Source organism: uncultured Porphyromonas sp., from assembly GCF_902489635.1.
Taxonomy (GTDB): domain Bacteria; phylum Bacteroidota; class Bacteroidia; order Bacteroidales; family Porphyromonadaceae; genus Porphyromonas.
Window position 1 is genome coordinate 1 of record NZ_CABUAN010000034.1, and the last position, 23,747, is coordinate 23,747.

The following is a 23,747-nucleotide window of genomic DNA, read 5'->3' on the forward strand; positions in this document are numbered from 1 at the left end:
AGATTTTCCACGTGGATATTCGAGAAAGGAGGGAATCGGACGAATTTCCCCGTAAAGATATGTAAAACTTCAAGCCGTGAAAATCACAGAAATCCAGAGCTGACTCCCTACGAAGTTTTTCCCTATATTTGTACGCAGGGTGCGCTTGGCACTGGCATGTACGGTTATAAAGAGAGATTATGAAGGGTGGTTTAATAAGTTGGCTCGTTTGCATTTCCTCTGTATGCCTTACCATTACTATTGTATTGGGATGTTCCAGTAGGAAGTATGTAGGCATGAACACGGCTAACTGTACGAGAGAACTCAACAGCTTCCTTTGCGAAGAGTTTAAGAACGAATATGATGGAGATTTCGATTCTATTAAATATGACATCAGATTCATTGTAGGTCTATACCTACAAGAAAACGGGAACGTCGATTCAATAAAGGTACTGATTAGCAATCTCAATAGCTTCAATATCAATGAAGATAGAATAGTAAATAAGCTGCTGAAGAAAAAGTACACCTGTTGGGCTTATGTCTTTTATAGATCTGAGATAAAGCCTTGGCGGATTATTTATCCTTTCAGTCCGAAGTTGCCTATGGATCGTGATAAATAAAAATCTGCTCACCTGACGGAGGAGCGATGCTCGCATAGAGGACAATCACTTCTCACTTGAACATTATTACCAAGTGTAGCTCGCCCTGCTCAGCCATCCCATGGATGGTTCGAAATACTTAAATGGACTGGGCGAACTTCCTAGAAGTTTTTCCCTATATTTGTACGCAGGGTGCGCTTGGCACTGGCATGTGTGAGAGACAATAGAAAAAAACGACTGCTAGTATGAGGGTGAGATTGTTACTATTACTTATGTGTATTAGTCTCCTTGCGGCGGGACAAAGTAAGGATATAAGTGGAACGTATTTCAGCAAATATGGAACGAAAATAGAAATCACGAACAATGAATTAGTTTATATCATACCGCAGGAGCATTTTCCTATGTGGTATAGTGATACGTTGGCTAGGTGTACGTTTGTTTGGGTAGATGATAATTTCATTGAGATAAACTCTGTCTCTCCAGTTGCTCTTGGGCGTGAAGGGTTAAGCGTATCTCAATATCAAGACCCCTCCTTAAGCGATAGTATTAAAGTATACTTTTCGCTTCCCAACTACACAAGAGGGCTTAACATCACTGTATATACCAACACCTTTAAAAGATTCTATTTGAATTACTCTGCGACTCATAAAGAGTTAGCACTACCCAATGATGTGAGGTCTATAAGCTTTTATATAGCGCCAGATCACATACGGGCACATACTTCGGACGGTTTGTTTTATGGGGCAGTTGGTTTTGACCCATTCCAGGAATACAAAGTAGAAGATGGCAATAATAGCATCTCAATAGAGATACCTGCCATAAACTACTCCTTTTTTGAGATGTATCACATAAAGGGTGACTATGCAAAGGTTTCAAAGGATACGATTACTTGGAAGGGCGAACTCTTTGTTAGACGCGATTAGTTGCTTATTGAGGTATCTAACACCAAAGGGCTAAGACTACTTTGCCTCAGCGACATCCTAGAGTAGGACGACCTCCTATGTAAGTACTCAAATGAAGAAGATATTTTATTACGTTGCCTTGATAGTGGTTTCTAGTATAGTAGCAGTCACTTATTACTACTATCCTAGAACCGTTTCTTTCGAGTTAGCTAAGGAAATCCCCCTCCCCAATGAAACCTTTGACAGAAGGGATTATATTGGGTTTCAGTATGTGGAGAATGAGTTCTGGCTATTTTTTTACTTAGTTGACTACTATGAAACACGACCAAATGTCAATCCTAAGCCAAAGGGTTACGAGAAGGCCTTTGTCCAGCAGCTTGCCGAAGACTTTGACTTTGAGAGTTACGACTACTTGATAACATATCAGAAGACGCTTAGTAAGTTGCAATACTCCCCATATCTAACAAAAGAGAAAGACGACATATACTTTGATAAGCGAACTCCTTTAATCCCAACTTGGAATAAAGCAGAAGCGGATAAAGTGTACATATACAGAATCAAGAAAAACGACCATTTCAGAGCTCCTGGTCCTTAAGTAGGAAAGCACTATGAACTCAATCACACACTCTAACGTTCTGATGTTTTGTGGCATCATGGACAATGCGCTACTTCCACAGAGTGACAAGGTTGGCGAACGATAAGACGGCTCCTTACACCCATCGCTCGCAAAAAACGTTTAGGACACTATGGATATTAGCCAGTAGCCGTTTTGTGGAGGTGATTGTGGAATGAAGATTTTTGCGTACCTTTGCACAGTTCGTATGAGACGAAAGTTCTCACGGACATCCAAATCATTCAAATCTCAATATCAACAATGGCAACTAAAATCAGACTACAAAGATTCGGTCGTCGTGGCTACCCCTTCTACCGTATCGTCATCGCTGATAGCAGGGCTCCACGGGATGGAAAGTTTATTGAGAGGATAGGTTCTTATAATCCGAACACTAATCCTGCTACAATAGATTTGAAGTTTGACCGCGCTCTCTATTGGCTCAAGGTCGGTGCACAGCCTAGTGACACCGTACGTCGCATCCTCTCACGTGAGGGTGTCCTCCTTAAGAAGCACCTCGATGGTGGTGTCGCCAAGGGCGCATTCACACAGGAGGTCGCAGACCAGCGCTTTGAGAGCTGGCTCACAAACAAGCAGCAGCTCCTCAAGGGAGTCGCTGAGCGTGACCAGCAGAAGGCTCAGGATATAGCTCAGAAGCAGCACGAGGCTGAGGAAGAGCAAAACAAGGAGCGTAGCAAGGCACTAGAGGAGAAGAAGGCAGCCATCGAGCGCGAGAAGGCTGAGGCCGAAGCTGCTGCAAAGGCTGAAGCAGAGGCTGCTGAGGAAGCACCAGCTACCGAGGAGGCACCTGCCGCTGAGGAAGCACCAGCTACCGAAGAGGCTCCCGCTGCTGAGTAAGCTGACAGCTACACAACCTTTACGACATACCTAGTCGTATCTACCATGATACGTATCTATGTATCATAACATCTAGAGAGGCCCAGACTACATAACTTTGTGTGGTCTGGGTTCTTTTTTGGAGCTGGCAGGTCTATGTGACTGTCTCTCTCTTTTCATTATGACATCTCCACAACTACAATACCACACCACTACTCAGGGACTACGTATCGTCTACTACCCTATCCCCAGTCAGGTCACCTATATAGGCTACATGGTACAGACGGGGTCGGCTCACGATCCGCAGCCCTACCATGGACTGGCGCACTGTACGGAGCACATGCTCTTTAAGGGGACGCATAGACGACACGCCCTACACCTAGTGAATCGTGTCGAGGCGGTGGGTGCTGATCTCAACGCTTTCACCACCAAAGAGGATACAACCCTACACATAACCATCCCCTCACGCTATGCGCTCAGGGCCATTCATCTGCTCACAGATATAGTGCTCAACAGCTACATACCATCCGAAGAGCTGAGCAAAGAGCAGGAGGTGATCATCGAGGAGATAGCCAGCTACCTAGATGCTCCGAGTGAGCGGATATATGATGAGTTTGAGGAGCTACTCTTTAGCGGCACGCCACTAGCGCACAACATCCTAGGCTCCGAGCAGTCTGTCAGACGTATCTCCTCGACAGTCGTGCGACGCTTTATGGATCAGTACTACCGCCCCGACAATATGGTGCTGGGCATCTGGGGCGAGATAGACTTTGACAAAGCGATCGAGATGATCGAGCATCTCTACAGCGAGCCTCGAGTAGCTGCAGGAGACCCATTTAAGGTGCCAAAGGTCAAGCCCACAGCCACACCCGAGCGGCTCATCGCTAAGACCCACCACTACCGCACCAACCAGTGCCACTGCATCATAGGGACGCATGCTCCGAGCCTGCACAATCGAGAGCGCTACGCAATGACGCTCTTCAACAACTTCGTCGGAGGACCCGCCATCTCCTCGCAGCTGAACCTTCATCTGCGTGAAGAGCTGGGACTAGTCTACAGTGTCGAGGCAAATTATACGCCTTACCTGAGTGATGGCGTCTGGAGCGTTTACCTGGGTACAGGGAGCGACACACTACAACAAGCAGTGGAGGCGGTGCATAGCATCTTGGACCGCTACGTCACCACGCCTATGAGTGTGGAGCAGCTGGCGATCAGTAAGCAGCAGATCGTGGGGCAGCTACTCCTCGCCAACGATCAGCACGACAGCGAGCTCATCACGATGCTCAAGAGCTACCTTTACTTCGGCAGGGTCAGTAGCGTCGCCGAGGTGGCAGAGCGCATACAGGCGATCACGCCTGAGGATATCACCGAGATGGTCAGTCGCTACCTAACGAGAGCGCAGCGACACACGCTCATCTATAAGTAGTAAAGCGACATTACGAAGGAAGTGACTGTCAAGGGCTTTTTCATTACCTTTGTGAGCAAGATACAAGCACTGAGGCTCGTATGCTACGACTTCAGTATGTGAGACAACCCCCTACTCCTCTATGCTACTACGGATACTATACATTATATATATAGTCTTAATAGCGGCTCCCATCTATGCGGTGGTAACCATCGTCTTGGCACTTATCATGACGGTGGGCTGCTTGCTAGGCTTCGGCAAGTTCTTTAGCTACTACCCAGGACTCATCTGGTCGTGGCTAGGACTGATCCTATCCCTCTGTCCCGTCACCGTGCGAGGGCGCAAGAACTACGACAAGAAGTCGGGTCCCTATGTCGTCATGGCCAACCACCAGGGCGCTTACGATATCTTCCTCCTCTACGGCTTCCTCGGCATCCCCTTCAAGTGGGTGATGAAAGAGTCGCTGCGGCGTGTCCCCTTTGTGGGCAAAGCGTGCGCAGTCGCGGGCTTTATCTTTGTCAATGGGCATAGCATACAGAACATCCGCAACTCACTAGACGAAGCTAAGCGTTCGCTCGGTGATGGCTACTCGATCTTTATCTTCCCCGAGGGCAGTCGTACTCGCACGGGACGTATGCAGCCCTTCAAGAAGGGCGGCTTCGTGATCGCCGATGAGCTAGACATCCCGATCATCCCTGTCTCCATCTCGGGCTCCTATGGCGTGATGCGCGCAGGCTCGTTGCTACCACACTGGCGTCGCCTCTATCTAGATATACACCCGCCAGTCCACCCTCGAGAGTTCCATACCTCGGATCAGCCGATACAAGATCTCCGCGAGCAAGTTTACCACACGATACAGCAAGGCATACATGATGGCACAGAGCGACTCTAGTAGTAAAACTCCTTACCGCATCCTCTTCGTCTGTCTAGGCAACATCTGTCGCTCGCCTCTCGCAGAGGCTATCATGCGACAACTCCTAGCCGAAGACCCCGCCAGTTCGTCTCGGATCGAAGTAGACTCGGCAGGCATAGGTGGATGGCATCAGGGACAACTAGCAGATCCGCGCATGCGTGCCCATGCAGCACGGCGGGGCATTGAGATGACGCATCGTGCGAGGCAGATTAAGGATGAAGACTTTGACGCCTTTGACCTGATCATCGCCATGGACGATGACAACTATGATGCACTGCGCGAGCTAGCCCCGACGCTAGAGCAGCAGGAGAAGGTCGTGCGTATGGCGGACTACCTCGAGCAGATGCCATGGGACCACATCCCCGATCCATACTACGGCGGGGCGTCGGGCTTTGAGCTCGTCCTGGATCTACTCACTGAGGGGTGTACCAATCTATACCACCGATGCAAGGCGCAGAGCGGTAAGTAATCGGGGGGAACACGACTTTTCGTACTTTTGCGCTAGACTTATTACGACCTCTTATTATGACCTTGTTAACGAGCTATCTTTTATTCCTATGATTCCTAAGATAAAAAGGCTTCTCTCCATCTGTGGGGGCTATCTGAAGCAGTTGTGGGGGCGTATGTGTAGTATGCCAAATCTCTTTGCCTTCCTGACACTCCTGCAAGTGCTTATGGGGAGCTTAATGATACTGCACCTTCGCATGGAGATGCCTCTGCTCCTTTGGCTGGGAGGCTATATCGCCGGCACTGCGATACTGATGACGCTCCCTGCCATACTGCCGCAACGGTGGTGGCGCATCACTTGGACTAGTCTCATCGTACTGCTCTCGGCTGTACTATTTATATATGAGTATTATCTGCTCACCCAGTACGGCACGCTCCTCACGCAGACCGTCTTGCTGCAGTACTATCCGCCCTGGGCCGATGATGTGTGTCGCTCGCTACTACCATGGAGTATGCCGATGCACACGCTACTAGAGGCTATCGGACTGCTCTGTGGCATCAGTCTTGTGACCTGGTTAACCCGCAAGGGCTGGGGACTAGTCTTCATGCTACTGCTAGTACTTATCTCTGGTATACCGCACGCTACACAGCTAAGCCCAATAGTGACAGGGGGTATCTCGAATGAAGAGGCTTACACGCTCGCTCACGAGTATAGTATGATGAGCCGCTACGTAGCGACCACGCTAGGAGTCTTTACCAATCAAAAGCGATACGACGAGATGGGGCAAAACTTATGGAAAAACACTCCGACCAACGTTCGCCTCATGCCGCAGCGTCAGCCACACAACGTGGTGGTCATCATAGGCGAGTCTCTACGTCGCTTAGACATGCACTGCTACGGCTATCCACTAGAGAATACCCCACGCCTAGACTCACTCGTCCAGGCTGGCTCACTAGTCCTCTACGATGATGTCGTCTGCCCACAGCCTAACACGCTCACCTCGCTGCGACGCGTCCTCACCATACGAGGCGAAGACGAGCAAGCTCCTTGGGATGCCACGACGACACTCCCTATCACCTTCTCCTCTGCTGGCTACAAAACCTACTGGTGTAGCAATCAGGAGATGAGTGGAGACTGGATCGAGGAGGTCTCGCTCATAGCCTCCACGGCCGACAGCACTTACTACACCGATGGGAGTACCTCTAGTGCCTTGCACTGGAAGGCTGGGCAAGTCAAGCACGATGAACTCCTCCTCCCGCATCTGATCGACTATCGGCATACCACTTCACCTAATGGGAGCCTTCTCGTCGTAACTCACTTGATGGGGAGTCATGCGGCCTTTGCCGATAGATACCCCAACGATCGCTTTAGCCACTTTACAGCTACAGATGTAAAGCAGGTAGAGCCTCGCCTCAGCTCAGGAGAGGCGCAAAACTCGGCTGAGTATATGAACTCGATCCTCTACAACGACTCCATCGTCTCAGAGATTATCAAATACTACAGCCAGAGCTCCTCCATCGTCATCTACTTCTCAGATCATGCTATCTCTCGCTACGACAATCCCAAGGCTCCTCATCAGGCAGCACACGGAGTCTGCGAGAGTGCTCTGCAGGTACCCTTTATGGTCTATATGTCCGATCAGTTTGCTGCAGAGAATCCCGACATCCTACTCGCCGTGCAGCGTGCGCGATACAAACCCTTCATGACCGATCTCTTCACCTCTTCACTCATGGGACTTATGGGCATCGAGTCAAACTATACCATCCCCCGCTTACAGCTATGGAGTCTATCCTACGATGCGACCCGTCCTAGATGTATCAAGGGCTTTGGCTCTGAGGTAACCTTCTCACCTAAGCATCCAGATCAGCTATGAAAAAAGCACTCTTACACTACCTCCAGGGAGTCAAAGCTAGGATTCCACAGCTAGTATGGCTACTGATTGCGATGCTAGCGATCTTGACGCTCAATAATCTGGTCATCAGAGGCCTGCTCTCTAAGAGTGCTACTTATCTATCTAGAGAAAACCTTCCCCTACTATGGGACACCCTCTGGATGGCTACGCTACTCTACATCATCCCCACTCTGATCCCCCATCGCATCACACGTCGGGTGGTCATCATCACCGAGCTAGTACTGATCAGTGCCATACAGATTATGGATCTCTACCTCGTCAGTACCTACCAGATGCCTTACTGCGATGCAATCGCCATCCCGATCTTTGCGACCAACCCCGGTGAGGCTCACGGCTTCTTTCAGTCGCTACGACTAGATATACCCTTTATGCTACGAGAGAGCGGCAAGCTCCTACTAGCTATCTTCCTCCCGCTCGGCATCTCTTGGCTCATAAGTCGTGCTAAGAGTACTAAAGAGCAGCCCAACCCTTGTGACAAGCGCATCCAGCGATATAGCTCCAGGATCCTCTTTGTAATAGTTCTCGTTGGTACACACATACTCGGTATCAACTATCTGCGTCAGACGCGTATCGCCGCCAGCTCTGGAGTCATACAGTACAATGCACATGCACCTCTAGCTCGCCTCATGCTGAGTAGCGGGGAGCTATATAACAATGCAAAGCACTGCTCGCTAGACTACAAACCTCGACAAGCGACACCTCAAGAGGTAACAGTAGACTCGCTCCTACCACCACACAACGTCGTGCTGGTCCTTGCCGAAGACATCTACCCGCACCTGATGCACTGCTACAACCCAGACATCAATGAGAATACACCAGCCATAGATTCGCTCCTACAGCTGGGCACTCTCATTCGTCTCGATAGCATCTACAGTGCCTCTGACAATGCAGCTCTAGCTGCTGCCTGGACGCTCTCTCTCTGCCCTAAGGATAGTCCTGACAGCTGGGACACCTATCCCTCTATTTATAGTATCTTTCGTGCAGCAGGCTACGACACCTATTGGCTAGACAACACTCCTCGCATAGCCCGTGGACTAGATGTCTACCCACAGCTAGCAGCCGACTGCGACCAGTACTTCTTTACCAATCTACGTGCAGACGATCAGGAGTGGACAGACCGCATCCCCTACGATGACGCAGTCCTCGACCAGCTCAAGCAGCTAGAGAGCCAGTCTCGTCTCACCACCATCCATCTCTTGGGAGCTCGTAGTAACATCTGGTGGCGCATCCCCGAGGAGTTCTGTAAGTACAATCGCCTATCGGCAAACATTGACATAGAGTTACCAGGCGATGCCCTAGACCACCTAGCTCAGTACTACAACGTCGTCTACTACCAGGACTACCTACTCAAGCAACTCATCGCACACTACCAGGAGACCCCCACGATACTTATCTACTGCAGCCCGGTGGGTGTGTATAGTGAGTGGCACCCCTACTCCAGCGGGCCAGTTGCGCCCGAGATGAGAGGTCAGGTGCCGATGCTGCTCTACCTTTCCCCTGCTATGCAGCGCATCTCTCCCACGCTACGAGATCAGCTCCTGCAGCTCAACGCTGAGCGACACAACCTCAGCGACCTACCCGAGCTGCTGATGCGACTCTCTAGCATCCGGGTCTCCCTCTCGTAGCAGCCCCCCTATTACTCACATAACGCTCGCCACACCTATGAGACTTCGAGTCTCATTCGTGTGGCATTTTTAGTTTCATACCTATGGCACTAGAGTTTCATACCTATGGCACTAGAGTTTCTTACCTATGAAACTGGAGTTTCTTACCTATGGCACTGGAGTTTCCTACCTATGAAACTAAACTCTCCTCACAGAAGCTGCCAAGGCTACCCTAATTGATCTTTCTCTTGGGCGGGGCATCGTATTGCTCAGTCACAAAACATTTCATACCTTTGTTGGGAGTCTGAGATTCGATCGGATGTGAAGATAATAGAGCCGAGTCATACCATCACACTAGTTGTAGATACCGCCACCATCCTGTGTGCGGTCGCTAGAGCGCACTATGACGGCATCTCATCTGAGCTTCAACAGATCACTCTACTTACCACTTAAACAACCATAGATATAATACTAACGAATAGTAATGAATCACCTAACGAATCGACTGATCTTACTGATCCTCATTCCGCTATGCTTGCTCACTGGAGCTAGCAGTGGCCTCGCACAGCAATCCTTCGGGGGCACACCACAGCTTCTCGGGGAGGGCACACTACGCACTGCGACAGCCGGCATATCGCTTGCTCCAGACTTTAACCCCCAAGACCTCATGCGCCGAGAGGCGTGGCACGAGGGGAGCTTGCAGCGCAAACCTTACAACGTCGGCAAGGTAGTCCCCTGCTCCATAGACTTCGCCACCGAGGCTGAGCTGATTGGCTCCGTAGCAGGCACTGACATTTACCGACTAGAGATAGATATGGAGCAGAGTCCTGTAGGACTGAGCCTGTACTACTCAGACTTTTTCATTCCCCAGGGCGGACGTCTCTACATCTACACTCCTGATGGCGAGCAGCTCCTCGGAGCCTACACACACGAGACGCATCCTAAGCATGGTGCCTTTGCCTCTGAGCCTCTGAGCGGTAGCAAGCTCATACTAGACTATGAGGCTCCTCGTGGCTCTGCTATACCCTCTATCCAGATCAGTGGCGTAGGCTACCTCTACCGCTCTGTAATGCAGGCTAAGGTCAGTCCTACCATAGAGAGGGAAGACGCTTCAGATCCGGGTAAGGATCGGTACTGCCAGCTCAACATCAACTGCCCCGAGGGAGACGACTGGCAGGAGCAGAAGAGCAGCTCGGTCATCTATATGCCTGTCTTCGCTAACGGCGATATGAGCTTGTGCTCAGGCAACCTGATCAACAATGTAAAGGGAGACTTCAAGCCCTACATCCTTACAGCAGCACACTGCTCAGGCGAGGAGGGAACGGGAGACCCTATCGTAGGATCGTTCAAGGGTGGCTTTGGCATTGATCAGAGCAAGATGGATCAGTGGGTCTTTGGCTTTCACTATGAGAAGCCTCGCTGCAACAACAGCGACTACGGCTTCCAGACGACCAAGACACTCACTGGTGCTACCATCCGTACCTACACATCTCCCTTTGGGTACTCCGACGGTATGCTCCTGGAGCTCAAGGATGAGATACCTCTCGACTATCGTGTCTACTACTCAGGCTGGAATGCTACTGAGCAGACCTGGCAGAGTGGAGCGGGCATCCATCACCCAGCAGGAGATGCGACCAAACTGGCACTTTACAATAAGGGTATGACTCTCGGTCAGTGGTCCGAAGGTAATCCACAGAAGCCTACAACATTGGGCGGTAAGGATGATCACTACATACTTATGTTTCACACAGGCAATACCGAGGGAGGCTCCTCAGGGTCACCACTATACAATGATAAGAAGGAGCAGATCGCTACCCTCACAGGAGGTATGATAGCTATCTGCTCTCAAGATGGCTACTATGGTCGCCTCAGCGCACACTTCAGTAAGTATAGCGACAAGGGTGATCTATACCACATGGATATGTACCTCGATCCAGACAAGACAGGGCAGCGCGAGGTAACTGGCACTTGGCGTAAGGGCTACATGCCTTTTGCTCCTATACGTGCGCTACGTGGTAAGCTAAACCTCCAGGATCATCTCAAGGTAGAGCTAGAGTGGGATGCCGTACCTGCACACGCACAGGGCTACCCCATCAGCTATCAGATATACCGCAACGGCACGCTCCTCAAAGAGGTCACAGATGCTAAGTATACAGACCAGATCTCACATGATCTCACCGCTAAAGGCTCTGTCCACTACGCCGTAGAGGCTCTTTACAATGTCGATGGTAAGAAGATCGCTACCCCAGCAGCTTACCGGACTATCTATACGGGCAAGCTCGTCACAGAGGTAGATGCTAAGGTCAAGACGGATGAAGCAGGAGGCGTAACGGTCACTTGGGCACACCCCGTCAATGTGCAGACGATCTCTAAGATTGCTGATAGAGCAAAGATGAATCCAGCCAAAGCATCCTCTAAGTATGTAGGTGTACTTGCTTACAATGGATATCCTGAGATACGCTACTTTGACAAGTTCCGTCTAGGACAGTCGCCCTTTGAGCAGCCTCTATATGTACATCAGATCAATGTACTGCCAGTACTAAACGACAAGGGAGGAGCTCAGTGCATCTATCTACGCCAGAAGCTCAATAAAAATCGTGAATACGCCCAGTACTTTTCAGTACCCAAGGAGGGGCAAGGCTCCAATGGGTGGATGTCTATACCGCTTAGGAAGCCCTTTGAGCTGAACATGGATGAGAATCTCGAGGTAGGCTTTAAGGTTCGGACGAGCTTCCCCCACGATGTGTACATCGATACAAACTCCAAGGATGAGTACATGGGGGTAGATGGCGGTCTTGCTGCAGTTTACATTGGCACGCCGTATAACCAGTTTGTTGGACTGCCTGAGCCCATCTTTACTACAAATGGCTATATGGCACTCGAGCTAGTCGTATCTGATAGTCCTACGCTCAGCGGTGACACGATCCGTGAGACCTTCACGCGTGGTTCGCTGCCCGTACCCTTCCCAGAGGTCAAGGGCTATGTGATCTATCGTAACGATCAGAAGGTCGGTGAGACAGATCCCTCCGTACTCTCTTACAAAGATGCCGGGGGCAAGGGCGGAGATAACTACCGCATCGAGGTACTATACGACGCTCCTGAGAAGCTAGGGATCGATAAGAGCATAAAGAGTACACAGCAACCTTACCTCTACCCCTCTGTAATACGAGACATGGCGACCCTAGCTGAGGCTGACGCGGCTCTGTCGCTACAGCTCTACGATCTCTCAGGACGCTGTCTCCTGACGCTACAAGGTGATGCACTACGTAGCTCTATCGACCTGACAGATCTACCCGAAGGCTCATACATCGCGCTCATACGTACTATGCAAGAGACCTTTACGCAGAGAGTTATGATTAAACGAAATCAACTCTAAAGGCTCTAAGTAAGCACAAGGTAGCTGGGGGGAAGAGCCTCCTGCGAGACCTTCCCCTCAGCACCTAGCTTGACAGATTACAAACCCTAAACCAACAATTACCATGATGAGGCTTACAAGATCTATATCTCTACTCGTGATCGTCGCCCTCTCATCATATATATGGAGTGCGGCACAGGTAGACTGGGATGATGACGTATACTACGTCCCCTCCAAGACTTCTCAGCAAGATAGTCGCTCTAACGACCCGTGGGGCGACGATGAGTATCAGTATGACAATCAAGACCCTCTCGACGCTTACAACCGCCGTGGAGAGGAGTATCAAGGTACCCGAGGACAGAGCTACTCCTCATCACAAAAGCCTAAGAAAGGGGTCGGCAAGTATAGCCGTCGCATCATGCGCTTTCACAACCCCGCTACAGTATACATATACGACTCTGACAATGTAGATGTATACTACGACGAGGATGGTACCTACGGCATTTACAACTATCCCGATCGCTACGACTACGTAGCTGACCGCTACAACCCCGTAGGCATCTCTATCAATCTGTGGAGTCCCGGCTGGTACTCCTCTTGGGATTACTACTATGACTATATGTGGTACAGCTCCTGGTATCCATGGTACACGAATCGCTACCCCTACCCTTACAGCTGGGGTGGATACGGCTACTGGGGACCTTCTATTTGGTACACCAACCCCTGGTCATGGGGCGGTAGCTACTGGTACGGATACTATCCACACTACGGAGGCTATGGTTACGGTGCTGGCTACAACAATGGTTATTGGGACGGATACTATGCTGGCTCGTACGGCATCTACGACCCATACTATGGTAGCTATGTCAAGCCCTCGACCTACTACTCCAATGGTCGCCTAGGGAGTAGCTACTATGATAAGAGCAATAGCAGCAATCCACGCGCCACGCGAGGCAACCAAGGCACCCTCTCGGGCAATGCTCGTAGAGGTTCGCTAGATCAGTCTACTTATAGCCGCAATGAGGTAGCCGACCGAGGCAATTTCTGGAAGGATGATCGCAATCGTGTCTATGACAATACGCAGGGACGCAGTGCTCGTGGATCATACGACCAGTCTACCGGCACACGCCGTGGCTCCACTGAGCAGTACCAGATGGGTTCCGCCCGCTCACGTCGTGGCTCCTACTTTGAGGATAGTAGCACGATAAGACAGGATCGTCAACTCTCCTCGCCAAGTCGCAGCTACGATGCTGGCTCTGCTCGCTCACGTCGTGGTAGCTACGACGCCTCAACGACTAGCCAGAGGAGAAGCTACGACACGTCAACTAACAGGAGAAGCTACGACACGCCAAGTAGAAGCTATCGCGAAAACAACAGCTCCTCTTCCGTACGCTCTAACCGTGGTAACAGCAGCTGGCAGGGAAGCTCCTCTAGCTCCTCCGCTCGCAGCAGTCGTAGCTACGACTCTCCCAGCAGCTCTAGATCTTCCTCTAGCAGCTTTGGATCTTCGTCCTCCTCATCACGGAGCAGCAGCTCGACTGGTAGCTCCTCTTCTTCTGGCCGCAGTGCTAGAGGACGCCGATAGTAGACACTTCTAAGGTATGAGACTTGTATCATTAGCCACCGCACGCAGGTTCTGACTAATGGTCAAGTCTCATTCGTTTATACACCTATACTTATAAACTATGCTTCGACACTATTTCATTCCCCTCATAAGCTCTGCTCTCCTACTCATCACGGGGAGCTATCTATCCGCACAGACTCATGATAATGCGCTACGCTTTAGCACCGAGACACTCGATGGGACGGCTCGCTACCAAGCCATGGGAGGAGCCTTCGGTGCCGTAGGTGCTGACTACAGTAGCTTACGACAAAACCCCGCAGGACTAGGACTCTTCCGCAGTAACGAGATACAGGGGACCATCGCTTTCGGACAAAACCTGGACCAAGCGACTTGGTACGAAGAGCACTACAAGAAGGGGCGCACCGCCTTCAGCGGCAATATGTCTGTCGTGCTGGCGACTCCACTCAGAGGGTCTGGCCTAACCTTCAATCTGGCTCTAGGCTTCTACCAGCGTCAGAGCTTCGCACGCACCTTTGATATAAGCAACCATCAGGTTACTAAGTACTCGCTAGCAGACTATGCTGCCTTTATCACACCGACCAATGTCTCTTCCAAGGATCTCCTCGGCAAGAACGCTTATGGGAGCGTCCCCGCACCGTGGCTCGCCATACTAGGACATGGAGCTGGCTGGACAGTGCAGCGTCCAGAGGGCTTCTACGAGAGTGCCTTCAACTACAATGATAAGGGGGGAATCTTAGGGCCGAGCAATTCGCAGCTACGAGTCAACGAGCGTGGAGGCATCCAGGACTTCGACTTCACCGGTGGACTCAACTACAACGACCGCCTATACTTCGGTCTAGGTCTTAAGATCAGTGCGCTAGACTATCGCATGAACTCTTACTACGGAGAGGACTTCATAGACAAGGATTATCTAGAGCTGGCCAACGAGCTTCGCACCTCTGGCTCGGGTGCATCGGTTAGCTTCGGTGTGATAGCTCGTGTCTCTGATCATCTACGCCTAGGAGCTGCCGTACAGACACCCACATGGTTCACACTGCAAGACAACTACGTAGCAGGAGCCGAGTCCCGATATTCACGAGCTTTAGATACCCTAGGCAATCCTTTACCAAAGGAGAAGTGGACAGTCAAGGATCAAACACCTGACGATGCTGCTTGGCGCTACCAGCTGCAGACTCCCACAAAGATCGTCCTCAGTGGAGCCTTCGTCGGGCGGCATGGCATGCTGAGCCTCGACTATGAGCTAGCCAACTACTCGGGCATCCAGCTCAAAGACACCTATGGCCCCTTTGTCGATGACAACAAACTGATGAAGGAGTACTTCACCCCGATGCAGAGTACCCTACGTCTCGGTGGTGAGCTGAGAGTCTCTCCTCAGTTTAGCCTCCGTGCGGGTGGCTACTGGAGACAAGCTCCTATGAAGGCAAGCTTCGACTCCGATCCTAAGCAGAGTGCCAAGATACCTGTCAACGAGGCTGGTACCGTGCCACACTACGAGATCGTCGGTATGGGCTACGGTGTCACGGGCGGACTAGGCTGGCGCTTCTCTCCTTCCTCTTATATAGATCTAGCGGTCGTCTATCAGGGACAAAAGTCTCACATGTACCCCTTTCCGACTCGCTACTATGCGGACAATGGCGAGCAGCTCACGACGCCTCAAGCTATCCAACTACAGAAGCACCGCATCTACGGGGTAGCTACCTTCGGCTTTAAGTTCTAATCCTCTATATATCCACAGAACCATGTCACTTCCTTCCAAAGCTTGGGATCGCTTCCTAGACCTTGCCCTCGGAGCCAATATGGCGCAGGTCAATCGTGTCGAGTGGCTCACCGATACGCTCTACCCCTTTCTATCTATCACGGAGCTAGAGCAGCTCGCCACGGAGCCTCCCCACCGCTTCCTCTCGGTCAAAGTGCTCAATCATATAGCCAATCAGGAGATACGTCGTCACACCGAACTCCTAGCTATGGGCTCGGCAGGCAGCAGTCTCACAGGCTGCATAGCTACATGGGTCGGCATACCGACAGAGCTAGCGCAGTACAGCGTCAACCTCGTCCTCCTCACACAGAAGCTCGCCTACCTTTACGGCTGGGACGACTTCTACTCTTTTGGAGCCGTAACGGCAGAGACTAAAGCGCGTATCACCTTTATGATGGGCAGCATGCTAGGCATACGAGAGGCTGACGCACTCCTGCGCAACGCTTGTCGCTCATATCAGGGTCAGGTCTCCATAACGCCTATGCCCTACGTAGGCGACCGCTCCCCCATCGACAAGGTCATTGCAGAGATCTCAAAGCGTCTCTTAGTCCTCTCGGCCAAGGGAGGCGTCACCGCTTGGATCGGGCGCAAGGCTCCGCTCATCGGTGTAACCATCGGAGCCAGTACCTCTTACCTCCTCGTCAAGCCTTCGCTCGTACGTCTCAAGGTGCTCCTACGTGACCTCATGCAGGAGTAATCTCTGAGACTTCGGCTCTTGGGTGCATCTCAATAAATCCGTACCTTTGCCCCACATCAATTCACTTTTTAGACGAATAGCAACTATATGGCCAATTGGTTTGAATGCAAGGTGACCTACGAGAAGATGGTCGACAACGGAACGCCCAAGCGTACCTCCGAGGGGTACCTCGTACAGGGCGACACCTATACGGAGATAGAGGAGAGACTCACCAAGGAGCTCACGCCCTTTACCTCTCTAGGCGAACTCATTATCAATACGATCAAGCGGATCAAGCTCGCTGAGCTCTTCCTCTCTGATCACCCCGAGGACGATCGCTTCTATCGCTGCAAGGTCAACTTCATCTCTCTAGACGAAGCCAAAGGCATCGAGAAGCGCACCGCTGCAGCTATGATCGTACAGAGCGACAGCCTGCCCAACGCCCTCAATCGCCTAGAGAAGGAGATGTCTACGACCCTCTCACCCTACGAGATAGCCTCCATCACTGAGACTATCATCATGGATGCGTGGCCGATAGACTTCTCTAAGCCCAACGAGTAATAAATCCCTACTTCGAGACTGTTACCTAGAGACAGGTAGCAGTCTCTTTTTGTATTGTACCAATCTCAAATTCCCCTACACATCATGATCGCAGAGCGTCTAGCAGAGATACGGAGTCAGATACCAGAGCAGGTGCAGCTCGTGGCCGTCTCCAAGTTTCACCCCGTCGAGTCCGTCCGTGAGGCTTACGAAGCAGGTCAGCGACTCTTCGGCGAGAATCGTGCGCAAGAGCTTGCCGAAAAAGCTCCCCAGCTCCCCGAAGACATCCAGTGGCACTTCATCGGCACCCTCCAGCGCAACAAGGTCAAGTACATCGTCCCCTACGTCTCCCTCATCGAGAGCGTCGACTCCGAGTCACTTCTCAAGGAGATCGTCAAGCAGGCGAACCGCTTCGACCGTCAACTGCGCATCCTCCTGCAGTACAAGATAGCACAGGAAGAGAGCAAGAGCGGACTAGACCACGCAGAGCTCCTAGCACTCGTAGAGCACTACCTCGCTACTCCCGAGTGGCGGGAGCGCATCACCATCTGTGGCTTGATGGGTATGGCGACGCTGACGGCAGACAAAGAGCAGATACGTCACGAGTTTGACTCGCTTCGCACGCTACAGACGGAGCTGCGAGAGCGTTACCCCGACATCGCCTGGGACGAGCTCTCCATGGGCATGAGCAGTGACTGGCCCCTAGCCGTAGAGGCCGGCTCCACGATCGTGCGCATCGGCACCGCCATCTTTGGCGAGCGACAATACTAGCCCAGCCCAACATACGCTCATCGCCCCCTGACGGAAGTCAGACGTGCCCCCTACGCAGAGGAGACTTAATCGCTGATTAAACGCGGTTAAGTCTCCTCTCTTTGTACCCTCCCCCTACGCAATCATTCCCCTTCCTCTTGGCACTGGAGTTTCTTCCGCATGAAACTGGAGTTTCATGCGTAGGGAACTAAAAAGAGAGATCCACCATTTGGTGGATCTCCCTCTTATTGTCGTATGGCGCGACGGGCTAGACGAAGCAGGAGTTCGAGTCTAGCGAAGCCATCGCCGTGATATTGACGATGTCCTTGACATCTGCATCGTGGTCGGCGAAGTAGATCGGCTTAGCCAGTCCGATCTGGATAGGACCGATCACATCCTCCGCTATGTCTAGGTGCTTGAGCAGCTGATAGCACGCATTCGCAGCCGAGAGACGGGGGAAGATAAGCACATTGGCTGGCTCACCCTTGATGCGATTGTTGGGGAACTCCTCATCGCGTCGCTGATAGTTGAGCGCGGTCTGTAGCTGCATCTCACCATCCACCACAATGTGTGGGTAGTCTCTGTGCAGGATCTCCACCGCCTTACGCGCCTCCACCGAGGACTCGGCATCGGTACTGCCAAAGTCTGAGAAGCTCACCATAGCGATGACTGGCTTGATGCCAAAGCAGCGCACCTTTTCGGCAGCTAGGAGCGCAATGTCCACTAGTGTCTCGGCCTTGAGATTTTGATTGATCAGCGTATCAGCTAGGAAGAGCGGTCCACTCTTCATCATCACGAGGTGCATCGTCGCAAAGTGCTGGTGACCTGGGGCTATACCCACTGTATCACGAGCCACATTGGAGAGGTAGGCATAGTTCGAGTAAATGCCTGTGATCAAGCTGTCGGCATCGCCGCACTGCACCATCATCATGCCGAAGTAGTTCGGACCAAACATCTTGTCCTTAGCCTCGCTCAGGAGACCGCCCTTGCGCCAGTTTTGCTCTGTATAGCGGCGGGCATACTCCTCACGCTTAGCCTTCCACTGCTCGTCATGCTGATTGATAATCTCGATCGTGGAGAGATCCAAATCATGCTCCTTGGCTAGCTCTCGGATGACCACGGGGTCACCCAGCACGATCGGATGAGCGATGCCCAGCTGAGCCACCTCAGCAGCAGCACGTAGCACGAGTGGGTTCTCACCCGCAGCGTAGACCATACGCTTGGGGGACTTTTGCGCAGCCTCGTGGATGCGACGTAGCAGGTGACTCATACCTCCCGTACGCATCAGGAGCGACTGCTCGTAAGCCTCCCAGTCGGTAATCTCACGACGCGCTACACCCGTACGGATAGCTGCACGAGCCACAGCCATCGAGACTCTCGTGATGAGACGTGGGTCCACAGGCTTGGGGATAAAGTAGTCAGGGCCGAAGTGCAGCGGCATGTGTCCGTAGGCACTAGAGACCTCATCGGGTACAGGCTCCTGCGCTAGGTCTGCGATGGCTATCGTGGCAGCCATCTTCATCTCCTCATTGATCGCCGTAGCACGTACATCGAGCGCTCCACGGAAGATATAGGGGAAGCCGATCACATTATTGATCTGATTCGGATAGTCCGACCGGCCCGTAGCCATCAGTACGTCAGGGCGTGCCGCTTTTGCATCCTCATACCTGATCTCAGGCTCTGGATTGGCTAGCGCAAAGACAATCGGATTGGGTGCCATCTTCTGCACCATCTCAGGCGTCAGGACTCCAGGCTGCGAGAGTCCGAGGAAAAGGTCAGCCCCTTCGATTGCATCGGCCAATGTGAAGACACCCTCACGATCGGTCGCAAAGAAAGCTTTGCGCTCATCTAGATTGGGGCGGTCGGTGCGAATGACCCCCTTGGAGTCGATCATCACAATGTTCTCCCGCTTAGCTCCCAGAGCTATATAAAGCTTAGTGCAGGACTGCGCTGAGGCACCTGCGCCACTGACTACGATCTTAGCCTCTTCAATCTTCTTGCCGACGATCTTGAGCGCATTGAGCATACCCGCAGCAGAGATGATGGCGGTGCCGTGCTGGTCATCGTGCATGACGGGAATGTCAAGCGTAGCCTTCAGCTCCTCCTCGATCTCAAAGCACTCGGGTGCCTTGATGTCCTCGAGGTTGATACCGCCGAAGGTAGGTGCCAGCGAGCGGACGATCTCGACAAACTTCTTGGGGTCCTTCTCGTCGACCTCTAGGTCAAAGACATCGATACCCGCGTAGATCTTGAAAAGCAGTCCCTTGCCCTCCATCACTGGCTTGCCTGCCATAGCACCGATGTTGCCCAGTCCTAAGACGGCGGTACCGTTGGAGATAACCGCAACGAGATTACCCTTGGAGGTGTAGTCGTAAGCACGCTCAGGATCGGCCTCTATATCCTTGCAAGGCACCGCTACGCCAGGGCTGTAAGCGAGCGTCAGATCCTGCTGTGTATTGTGCGACTTAGTGGGTCGCACCTCTATTTTACCAGGCTGTGGGAGCGCATGATAGGCTCTCGCAGCCGCTTCTAGTTTTTTGTCCATTATGCTATCTTATAGTATGATACATAGTTCTCCGTGGCAAGGACCTCTCCTCACCTCGCCTACAAAGCTACAACTTTTGCGCCACTCTAGAGCGTATCGCTAGAGGATTGTCCACTCGTTGCGAAAGGTGAGTGTCAGGGAGATCATGTGGCTCAGCTGGCTCCGTGTGGCGGTACGCTGGTTCCACCAGAGCGCACCCTCTAGGCGCAACGCCCCGAAGCTGGGAATGGGCACTTCTAGTGCGGGATAAAGGCCTAGTCGCCACTGCTCCTCGGCTGTACGAGCGGACGCTAGGAGCGGCCCCCCATAGGGTGCATAGTAGCGGTGCCCGTAAGTGGCATCTGTCGCTAGTCGTAGCATCTTGTGCCGCCAAGCTAAGCGACCATAGAGGGCATATCCGAGCGGAGGCTCAGCCTTGCCGTCACGTAGCGAGGAGCCTAAGATGTGCAGAGAGCCTTCGACTGCCCCCTGCGCGGCATACTTATATTGTGTAGTCACCCCAGTGGCACCAACTAAGTAGGTGTGTAGCGTGTCTGGAGGCGACATCTGCTGTATCTCTCCTGCCCGATGGTGAGCCGTAGCTTGCAACTCTAGTTGCGTCTTCCAGCTTTCGCTGCTGTGGAGCTGATAAGCTGTGGATAGTAGGGCTGAAAAAGCCTCTTGATGAGTCTCTCCAGGGAAGATGAAGCCTTGCCAATCTACAAGAGCTTCTAGCGCAAAGCGAGGATAGCGCAGCTGAATCATTGCCCCCTGCGCAGGGTCTCGTGTGAAGCTGTACTCGGGATCGTAGAGCGGTGAGACGAGCGAGAGCGACCCGTCTTGATCGACCATGGAGGAGGCGACACCTCGCAGCGCCACCGTCTGCGCTCCGAGGAGTGTTCCCATCGAGACGGTGATATGATCATTTGGTCTGTATTGTAGGGAGAGGATAGGACGTAGATGCACGCCACTCCCCTGCTCCTTAGGGTTGCCGCTCCAGTGCGGCAAGTGGTCGTACCACCCACCTCGTGGATAGCGCTGTGCACCTAGTAAAGTGAGGTTGTAGACGCCCCCCACGAGACGCACCTGACGATGCTCGAGCGCCACCGTGGGAGCCAATTGCCACCCGGGGAGCGTATAGCCGAGCTGGTAGTCGGCGTGGTACTCATTATTGCGAAAGAAGGTCACCGCATCTACCCCCACACTCAGATGCAGAGAGTCCGCACCCCGCTCTGCGACATTGCTCGCTGAGAGTACGGTGATCGGGGCTAGCAGTAGGAGGAGCGTCCCCAGGAGCTGTCTCGCTTTCATCACGCCTGACGAACGAAGTGGTAGAGCAGTGCACTCGCTCTCATCGGGGTAAAGAGCGAGCGTATGTGGTAGGAGAAGCCGACGCCAAAGGCTTTGAGCCAAGTGATGAAGTTGATATGCCCCCCCTGCTTGTAGCTTTCGCTCAGCAGTGCGATGTAGTAGACGTCTAGTCGCTGCGGGCGAATCTTCTTTAAGGTGAAGTGGTGCGCCTCAACCGTTTGACGCATAGAGTGTGGCGTAAAGTGCCACAGGTGACGCGGCACATCGTAAGCGGCCCAGAGCGCACGGTAGTAGCTAGCGTCAAAACTCTGCGCATTAGGCACAGCGATGCAGAGCGTCCCCCCAGGCTTGAGTAGCTGTTGGTACATCTCCAGCTGATCTGCAAGATCTGGTAGATGCTCCAAGCTATGCCATAGGCAGATAAGGTCTAGCTGGCCAGATAGTTCGGAGTGGTGCGCCACAAACTCTTGGGTCGTGGCAAAGAGTTGCTCGCTGGGGATCTGCTGAGCGCACAGCTCTCGTGCTGCCTTGCTCTGCTCCACGACATACGCCTTGCACCCTCGCTCCTGCATAGCCTGGGCAAAGGCTCCGACGCCCGCCCCGACCTCCAGCATCATCTGCGGAGCTGTCGCACAGAGCTTGCGAGCGGTCCGAACCCGCCGTCCTACGCGGTAGCGCTTTACCGCACGATAGATGCGAGCCATACCGCCCCGTCCCTCTGTCTGATGACTCAGATATTCGGAGCTGTCGTAGTAGTGCCCTAGCTCCTCTGCGGGAGGTGGAGTCAAGGTCTGTAGCAGTCCACACTGGTTGCAGCGACCTATGGCATACCGCTCGTGCGACACAAGGTGGTCCTCACACTCCCACAGCTCGGTATAGCTACTATTATGGCAATGCGGGCAAGTTTGATCGGAGAGACTACATGCTATCATAGCTAGACGAGACTATTTGCTGGTACCCTTTTTGGCCTCCTGCCATAGCGTCTCCATCTCCTCTAGTGAGAGGTCGGTGATGCTCTGACCACGCGCCTTGGCCGTCCGCTCGATATACTCAAAGCGGTCAATAAACTTACGATTCGTCCGCTCCAGTGCATTGTCGGGGTTCACACCATAGAGACGAGCCGCATTGACAATGCTAAAGAGCAAGTCCCCTATCTCGGCCTCTAGGTCGTCAGCACTCCCCGAAGTCATCTCCTGCTCGACCTCCTGCAGCTCTTCGCGCACCTTCGCCCAGACCTCCTCACGCTCCTGCCAGTCGAAGCCGACAGCACGCGCCTTGTCCTGTATGCGGTACGCCTTGATCAGTGCTGGCAGAGCCGACGGCACACCCGAGAGGACCGACTTATTGCCGTCCTTCTCCTTTTGCTTCACCTGCTCCCAGAGCTGTACCACCTGCCCGGCATCCTCAACCTGCTCGGTAGCATAGATGTGCGGATGGCGAAAGATGAGCTTGTTGCACAGCTTGTTGCACACATCTACAATGTCAAAGTCGCCCTGCTCATCCCCTATGCGCGCATAGAAGAGGACATGCAGTAGCACATCGCCTAGCTCCTTAGAGATAGCGTTCGTATCTCCTTGCTCTAGCGCCTCGCTCAGTTCGTAGACCTCCTCGATCGTGTTCGCTCGTAGCGACTCATTCGTTTGCTTGCGATCCCACGGGCAGTGCGTGCGCAGATTGTCTAGGACATCTAGTAGGCGGGAGAAGGCCTCCAGCCGTTCATCTTTGCTGTGTATCATAGCTTGTCTATTATTATAGTGCAAAGGTACCACTTTGAGGACAAAGCACCTCACCCATCGAGCCGCTCCTACAAATAAGGGATTAGCGGGAGGCCTTTCCTATAAATCGAGACTCGTAAGGTTTGAGGATCTATCTATGCTCACACCAGTGCTGGGCAAATTTAACGCTAGCTAGTTACAATAATTTAGGTCCGACTACATATCGATACGGTGCTGTGTCGGGGAAAATCGATTTCCACGTGGATATTTCGAAATATCCAGGTGGAGAATTTTTATTTTCCACGTGGGGAAGAAAAAATTCTTCG

General features: G+C 52.4%; 18 protein-coding genes. 14 read left to right on the top strand and 4 right to left on the bottom strand.

Annotation, left to right across the window (positions count from 1 at the left end):
• Nucleotides 1-850: 850 nt before the first annotated feature.
• The 14 genes from RDM37_RS06820 (at nucleotide 851) to RDM37_RS06885 (ending at nucleotide 17,892) form a co-directional block, all read left to right on the top strand.
• On the top strand, nucleotides 851-1,501 hold the full coding sequence (locus tag RDM37_RS06820) for a hypothetical protein (protein WP_308556156.1): 651 nt from the start codon (nucleotides 851-853) through the stop codon (nucleotides 1,499-1,501).
• A 91-nt stretch (nucleotides 1,502-1,592) separates the two neighbouring features.
• The gene (locus RDM37_RS06825; RefSeq protein ID WP_308556158.1) at nucleotides 1,593-2,075 is read left to right on the top strand and encodes a hypothetical protein; all 483 of its coding nucleotides are present in this window, start codon (nucleotides 1,593-1,595) and stop codon (nucleotides 2,073-2,075) included.
• Between the two features lie 279 nt (nucleotides 2,076-2,354).
• Entirely contained in the window at nucleotides 2,355-2,948 is a 594-nt protein-coding gene (locus RDM37_RS06830) for a 30S ribosomal protein S16 (RefSeq protein ID WP_308556160.1), read from the top strand.
• A 160-nt stretch (nucleotides 2,949-3,108) separates the two neighbouring features.
• On the top strand, nucleotides 3,109-4,353 hold the full coding sequence (locus RDM37_RS06835; protein ID WP_298888690.1) for a pitrilysin family protein: 1,245 nt from the start codon (nucleotides 3,109-3,111) through the stop codon (nucleotides 4,351-4,353).
• A 121-nt stretch (nucleotides 4,354-4,474) separates the two neighbouring features.
• Nucleotides 4,475-5,224 carry a lysophospholipid acyltransferase family protein gene (locus tag RDM37_RS06840; protein WP_297118333.1) on the top strand — a complete coding sequence of 250 codons (750 nt, stop codon included), beginning with the start codon at nucleotides 4,475-4,477 and terminating at the stop codon, nucleotides 5,222-5,224.
• The gene (locus tag RDM37_RS06845; RefSeq protein WP_308556183.1) at nucleotides 5,205-5,714 is read left to right on the top strand and encodes a low molecular weight protein-tyrosine-phosphatase; all 510 of its coding nucleotides are present in this window, start codon (nucleotides 5,205-5,207) and stop codon (nucleotides 5,712-5,714) included. The genes RDM37_RS06840 and RDM37_RS06845 overlap by 20 nt, the downstream gene beginning before the upstream one ends.
• Nucleotides 5,715-5,802: 88 nt before the next feature.
• Nucleotides 5,803-7,566 (top strand): phosphoethanolamine transferase, encoded by a 1,764-nt coding sequence (locus tag RDM37_RS06850; protein WP_308556163.1) that lies wholly within the window; start codon nucleotides 5,803-5,805, stop codon nucleotides 7,564-7,566.
• A complete protein-coding gene (locus RDM37_RS06855) occupies nucleotides 7,563-9,230 on the top strand; it encodes a sulfatase-like hydrolase/transferase (protein ID WP_308556165.1) in 1,668 nt (555 codons plus the stop codon). The genes RDM37_RS06850 and RDM37_RS06855 overlap by 4 nt, the downstream gene beginning before the upstream one ends.
• Nucleotides 9,231-9,693: 463 nt before the next feature.
• Entirely contained in the window at nucleotides 9,694-12,585 is a 2,892-nt protein-coding gene (locus RDM37_RS06860) for a T9SS type A sorting domain-containing protein (RefSeq protein WP_308556167.1), read from the top strand.
• A gap of 103 nt (nucleotides 12,586-12,688) precedes the next feature.
• Nucleotides 12,689-14,149, top strand: a complete 1,461-nt coding sequence (locus RDM37_RS06865) for a hypothetical protein (RefSeq protein WP_308556169.1) — start codon at nucleotides 12,689-12,691, stop codon at nucleotides 14,147-14,149.
• 100 nt (nucleotides 14,150-14,249) lie between these two features.
• The gene (locus RDM37_RS06870; protein WP_308556171.1) at nucleotides 14,250-15,866 is read left to right on the top strand and encodes a hydrocarbon degradation protein; all 1,617 of its coding nucleotides are present in this window, start codon (nucleotides 14,250-14,252) and stop codon (nucleotides 15,864-15,866) included.
• 22 nt (nucleotides 15,867-15,888) lie between these two features.
• Nucleotides 15,889-16,602, top strand: a complete 714-nt coding sequence (locus tag RDM37_RS06875; RefSeq protein WP_308556173.1) for a hypothetical protein — start codon at nucleotides 15,889-15,891, stop codon at nucleotides 16,600-16,602.
• Nucleotides 16,603-16,689: 87 nt separating this feature from the next.
• Entirely contained in the window at nucleotides 16,690-17,142 is a 453-nt protein-coding gene (locus RDM37_RS06880; protein WP_004331207.1) for a DUF4494 domain-containing protein, read from the top strand.
• Nucleotides 17,143-17,226: 84 nt separating this feature from the next.
• The gene (locus RDM37_RS06885) at nucleotides 17,227-17,892 is read left to right on the top strand and encodes a YggS family pyridoxal phosphate-dependent enzyme (RefSeq protein WP_308556175.1); all 666 of its coding nucleotides are present in this window, start codon (nucleotides 17,227-17,229) and stop codon (nucleotides 17,890-17,892) included.
• A 247-nt stretch (nucleotides 17,893-18,139) separates the two neighbouring features.
• On the opposite strand, the gene RDM37_RS06890 is transcribed toward RDM37_RS06885, so the two are convergent.
• The 4 genes from RDM37_RS06890 to mazG all read right to left on the bottom strand — a co-directional run bounded on the left by RDM37_RS06890 (nucleotide 18,140) and on the right by mazG (nucleotide 23,442).
• On the bottom strand, nucleotides 18,140-20,416 hold the full coding sequence (locus RDM37_RS06890; RefSeq protein WP_308556177.1) for an NADP-dependent malic enzyme: 2,277 nt from the start codon (nucleotides 20,414-20,416) through the stop codon (nucleotides 18,140-18,142).
• 99 nt (nucleotides 20,417-20,515) lie between these two features.
• Complete coding sequence (locus RDM37_RS06895) at nucleotides 20,516-21,706, bottom strand: hypothetical protein (RefSeq protein ID WP_308556179.1); 1,191 nt, start codon at nucleotides 21,704-21,706, stop codon at nucleotides 20,516-20,518.
• The gene (locus RDM37_RS06900; RefSeq protein WP_308556181.1) at nucleotides 21,706-22,638 is read right to left on the bottom strand and encodes a methyltransferase domain-containing protein; all 933 of its coding nucleotides are present in this window, start codon (nucleotides 22,636-22,638) and stop codon (nucleotides 21,706-21,708) included. Before RDM37_RS06900 ends, RDM37_RS06895 begins: the two co-directional genes overlap by 1 nt.
• Before the next feature lie 12 nt (nucleotides 22,639-22,650).
• Nucleotides 22,651-23,442, bottom strand: coding sequence for a nucleoside triphosphate pyrophosphohydrolase (mazG, locus tag RDM37_RS06905; protein ID WP_293965277.1), 792 nt, complete (start codon nucleotides 23,440-23,442; stop codon nucleotides 22,651-22,653).
• Nucleotides 23,443-23,747 lie beyond the last annotated feature (305 nt).

Bases quoted from the DNA above. Each gene is read 5' to 3' on its own strand.
- RDM37_RS06900 (WP_308556181.1), bottom strand. From the start codon at position 22,638: ATGATAGCATGTAGTCTCTCCGATCAAACTTGCCCGCATTGCCATAAT.
- RDM37_RS06835 (WP_298888690.1), top strand. From the start codon at position 3,109: ATGACATCTCCACAACTACAATACCACACCACTACTCAGGGACTACGT.
- RDM37_RS06845 (WP_308556183.1), top strand. From the start codon at position 5,205: ATGGCACAGAGCGACTCTAGTAGTAAAACTCCTTACCGCATCCTCTTC.
- RDM37_RS06880 (WP_004331207.1), top strand. From the start codon at position 16,690: ATGGCCAATTGGTTTGAATGCAAGGTGACCTACGAGAAGATGGTCGAC.
- RDM37_RS06820 (WP_308556156.1), top strand. From the start codon at position 851: ATGTGTATTAGTCTCCTTGCGGCGGGACAAAGTAAGGATATAAGTGGA.
- RDM37_RS06850 (WP_308556163.1), top strand. From the start codon at position 5,803: ATGATTCCTAAGATAAAAAGGCTTCTCTCCATCTGTGGGGGCTATCTG.
- RDM37_RS06885 (WP_308556175.1), top strand. From the start codon at position 17,227: ATGATCGCAGAGCGTCTAGCAGAGATACGGAGTCAGATACCAGAGCAG.
- RDM37_RS06865 (WP_308556169.1), top strand. From the start codon at position 12,689: ATGATGAGGCTTACAAGATCTATATCTCTACTCGTGATCGTCGCCCTC.
- RDM37_RS06875 (WP_308556173.1), top strand. From the start codon at position 15,889: ATGTCACTTCCTTCCAAAGCTTGGGATCGCTTCCTAGACCTTGCCCTC.
- RDM37_RS06855 (WP_308556165.1), top strand. From the start codon at position 7,563: ATGAAAAAAGCACTCTTACACTACCTCCAGGGAGTCAAAGCTAGGATT.
- RDM37_RS06890 (WP_308556177.1), bottom strand. From the start codon at position 20,416: ATGGACAAAAAACTAGAAGCGGCTGCGAGAGCCTATCATGCGCTCCCA.
- RDM37_RS06870 (WP_308556171.1), top strand. From the start codon at position 14,250: ATGCTTCGACACTATTTCATTCCCCTCATAAGCTCTGCTCTCCTACTC.
- mazG (WP_293965277.1), bottom strand. From the start codon at position 23,442: ATGATACACAGCAAAGATGAACGGCTGGAGGCCTTCTCCCGCCTACTA.
- RDM37_RS06840 (WP_297118333.1), top strand. From the start codon at position 4,475: ATGCTACTACGGATACTATACATTATATATATAGTCTTAATAGCGGCT.
- RDM37_RS06860 (WP_308556167.1), top strand. From the start codon at position 9,694: ATGAATCACCTAACGAATCGACTGATCTTACTGATCCTCATTCCGCTA.
- RDM37_RS06895 (WP_308556179.1), bottom strand. From the start codon at position 21,706: ATGAAAGCGAGACAGCTCCTGGGGACGCTCCTCCTACTGCTAGCCCCG.
- RDM37_RS06830 (WP_308556160.1), top strand. From the start codon at position 2,355: ATGGCAACTAAAATCAGACTACAAAGATTCGGTCGTCGTGGCTACCCC.
- RDM37_RS06825 (WP_308556158.1), top strand. From the start codon at position 1,593: ATGAAGAAGATATTTTATTACGTTGCCTTGATAGTGGTTTCTAGTATA.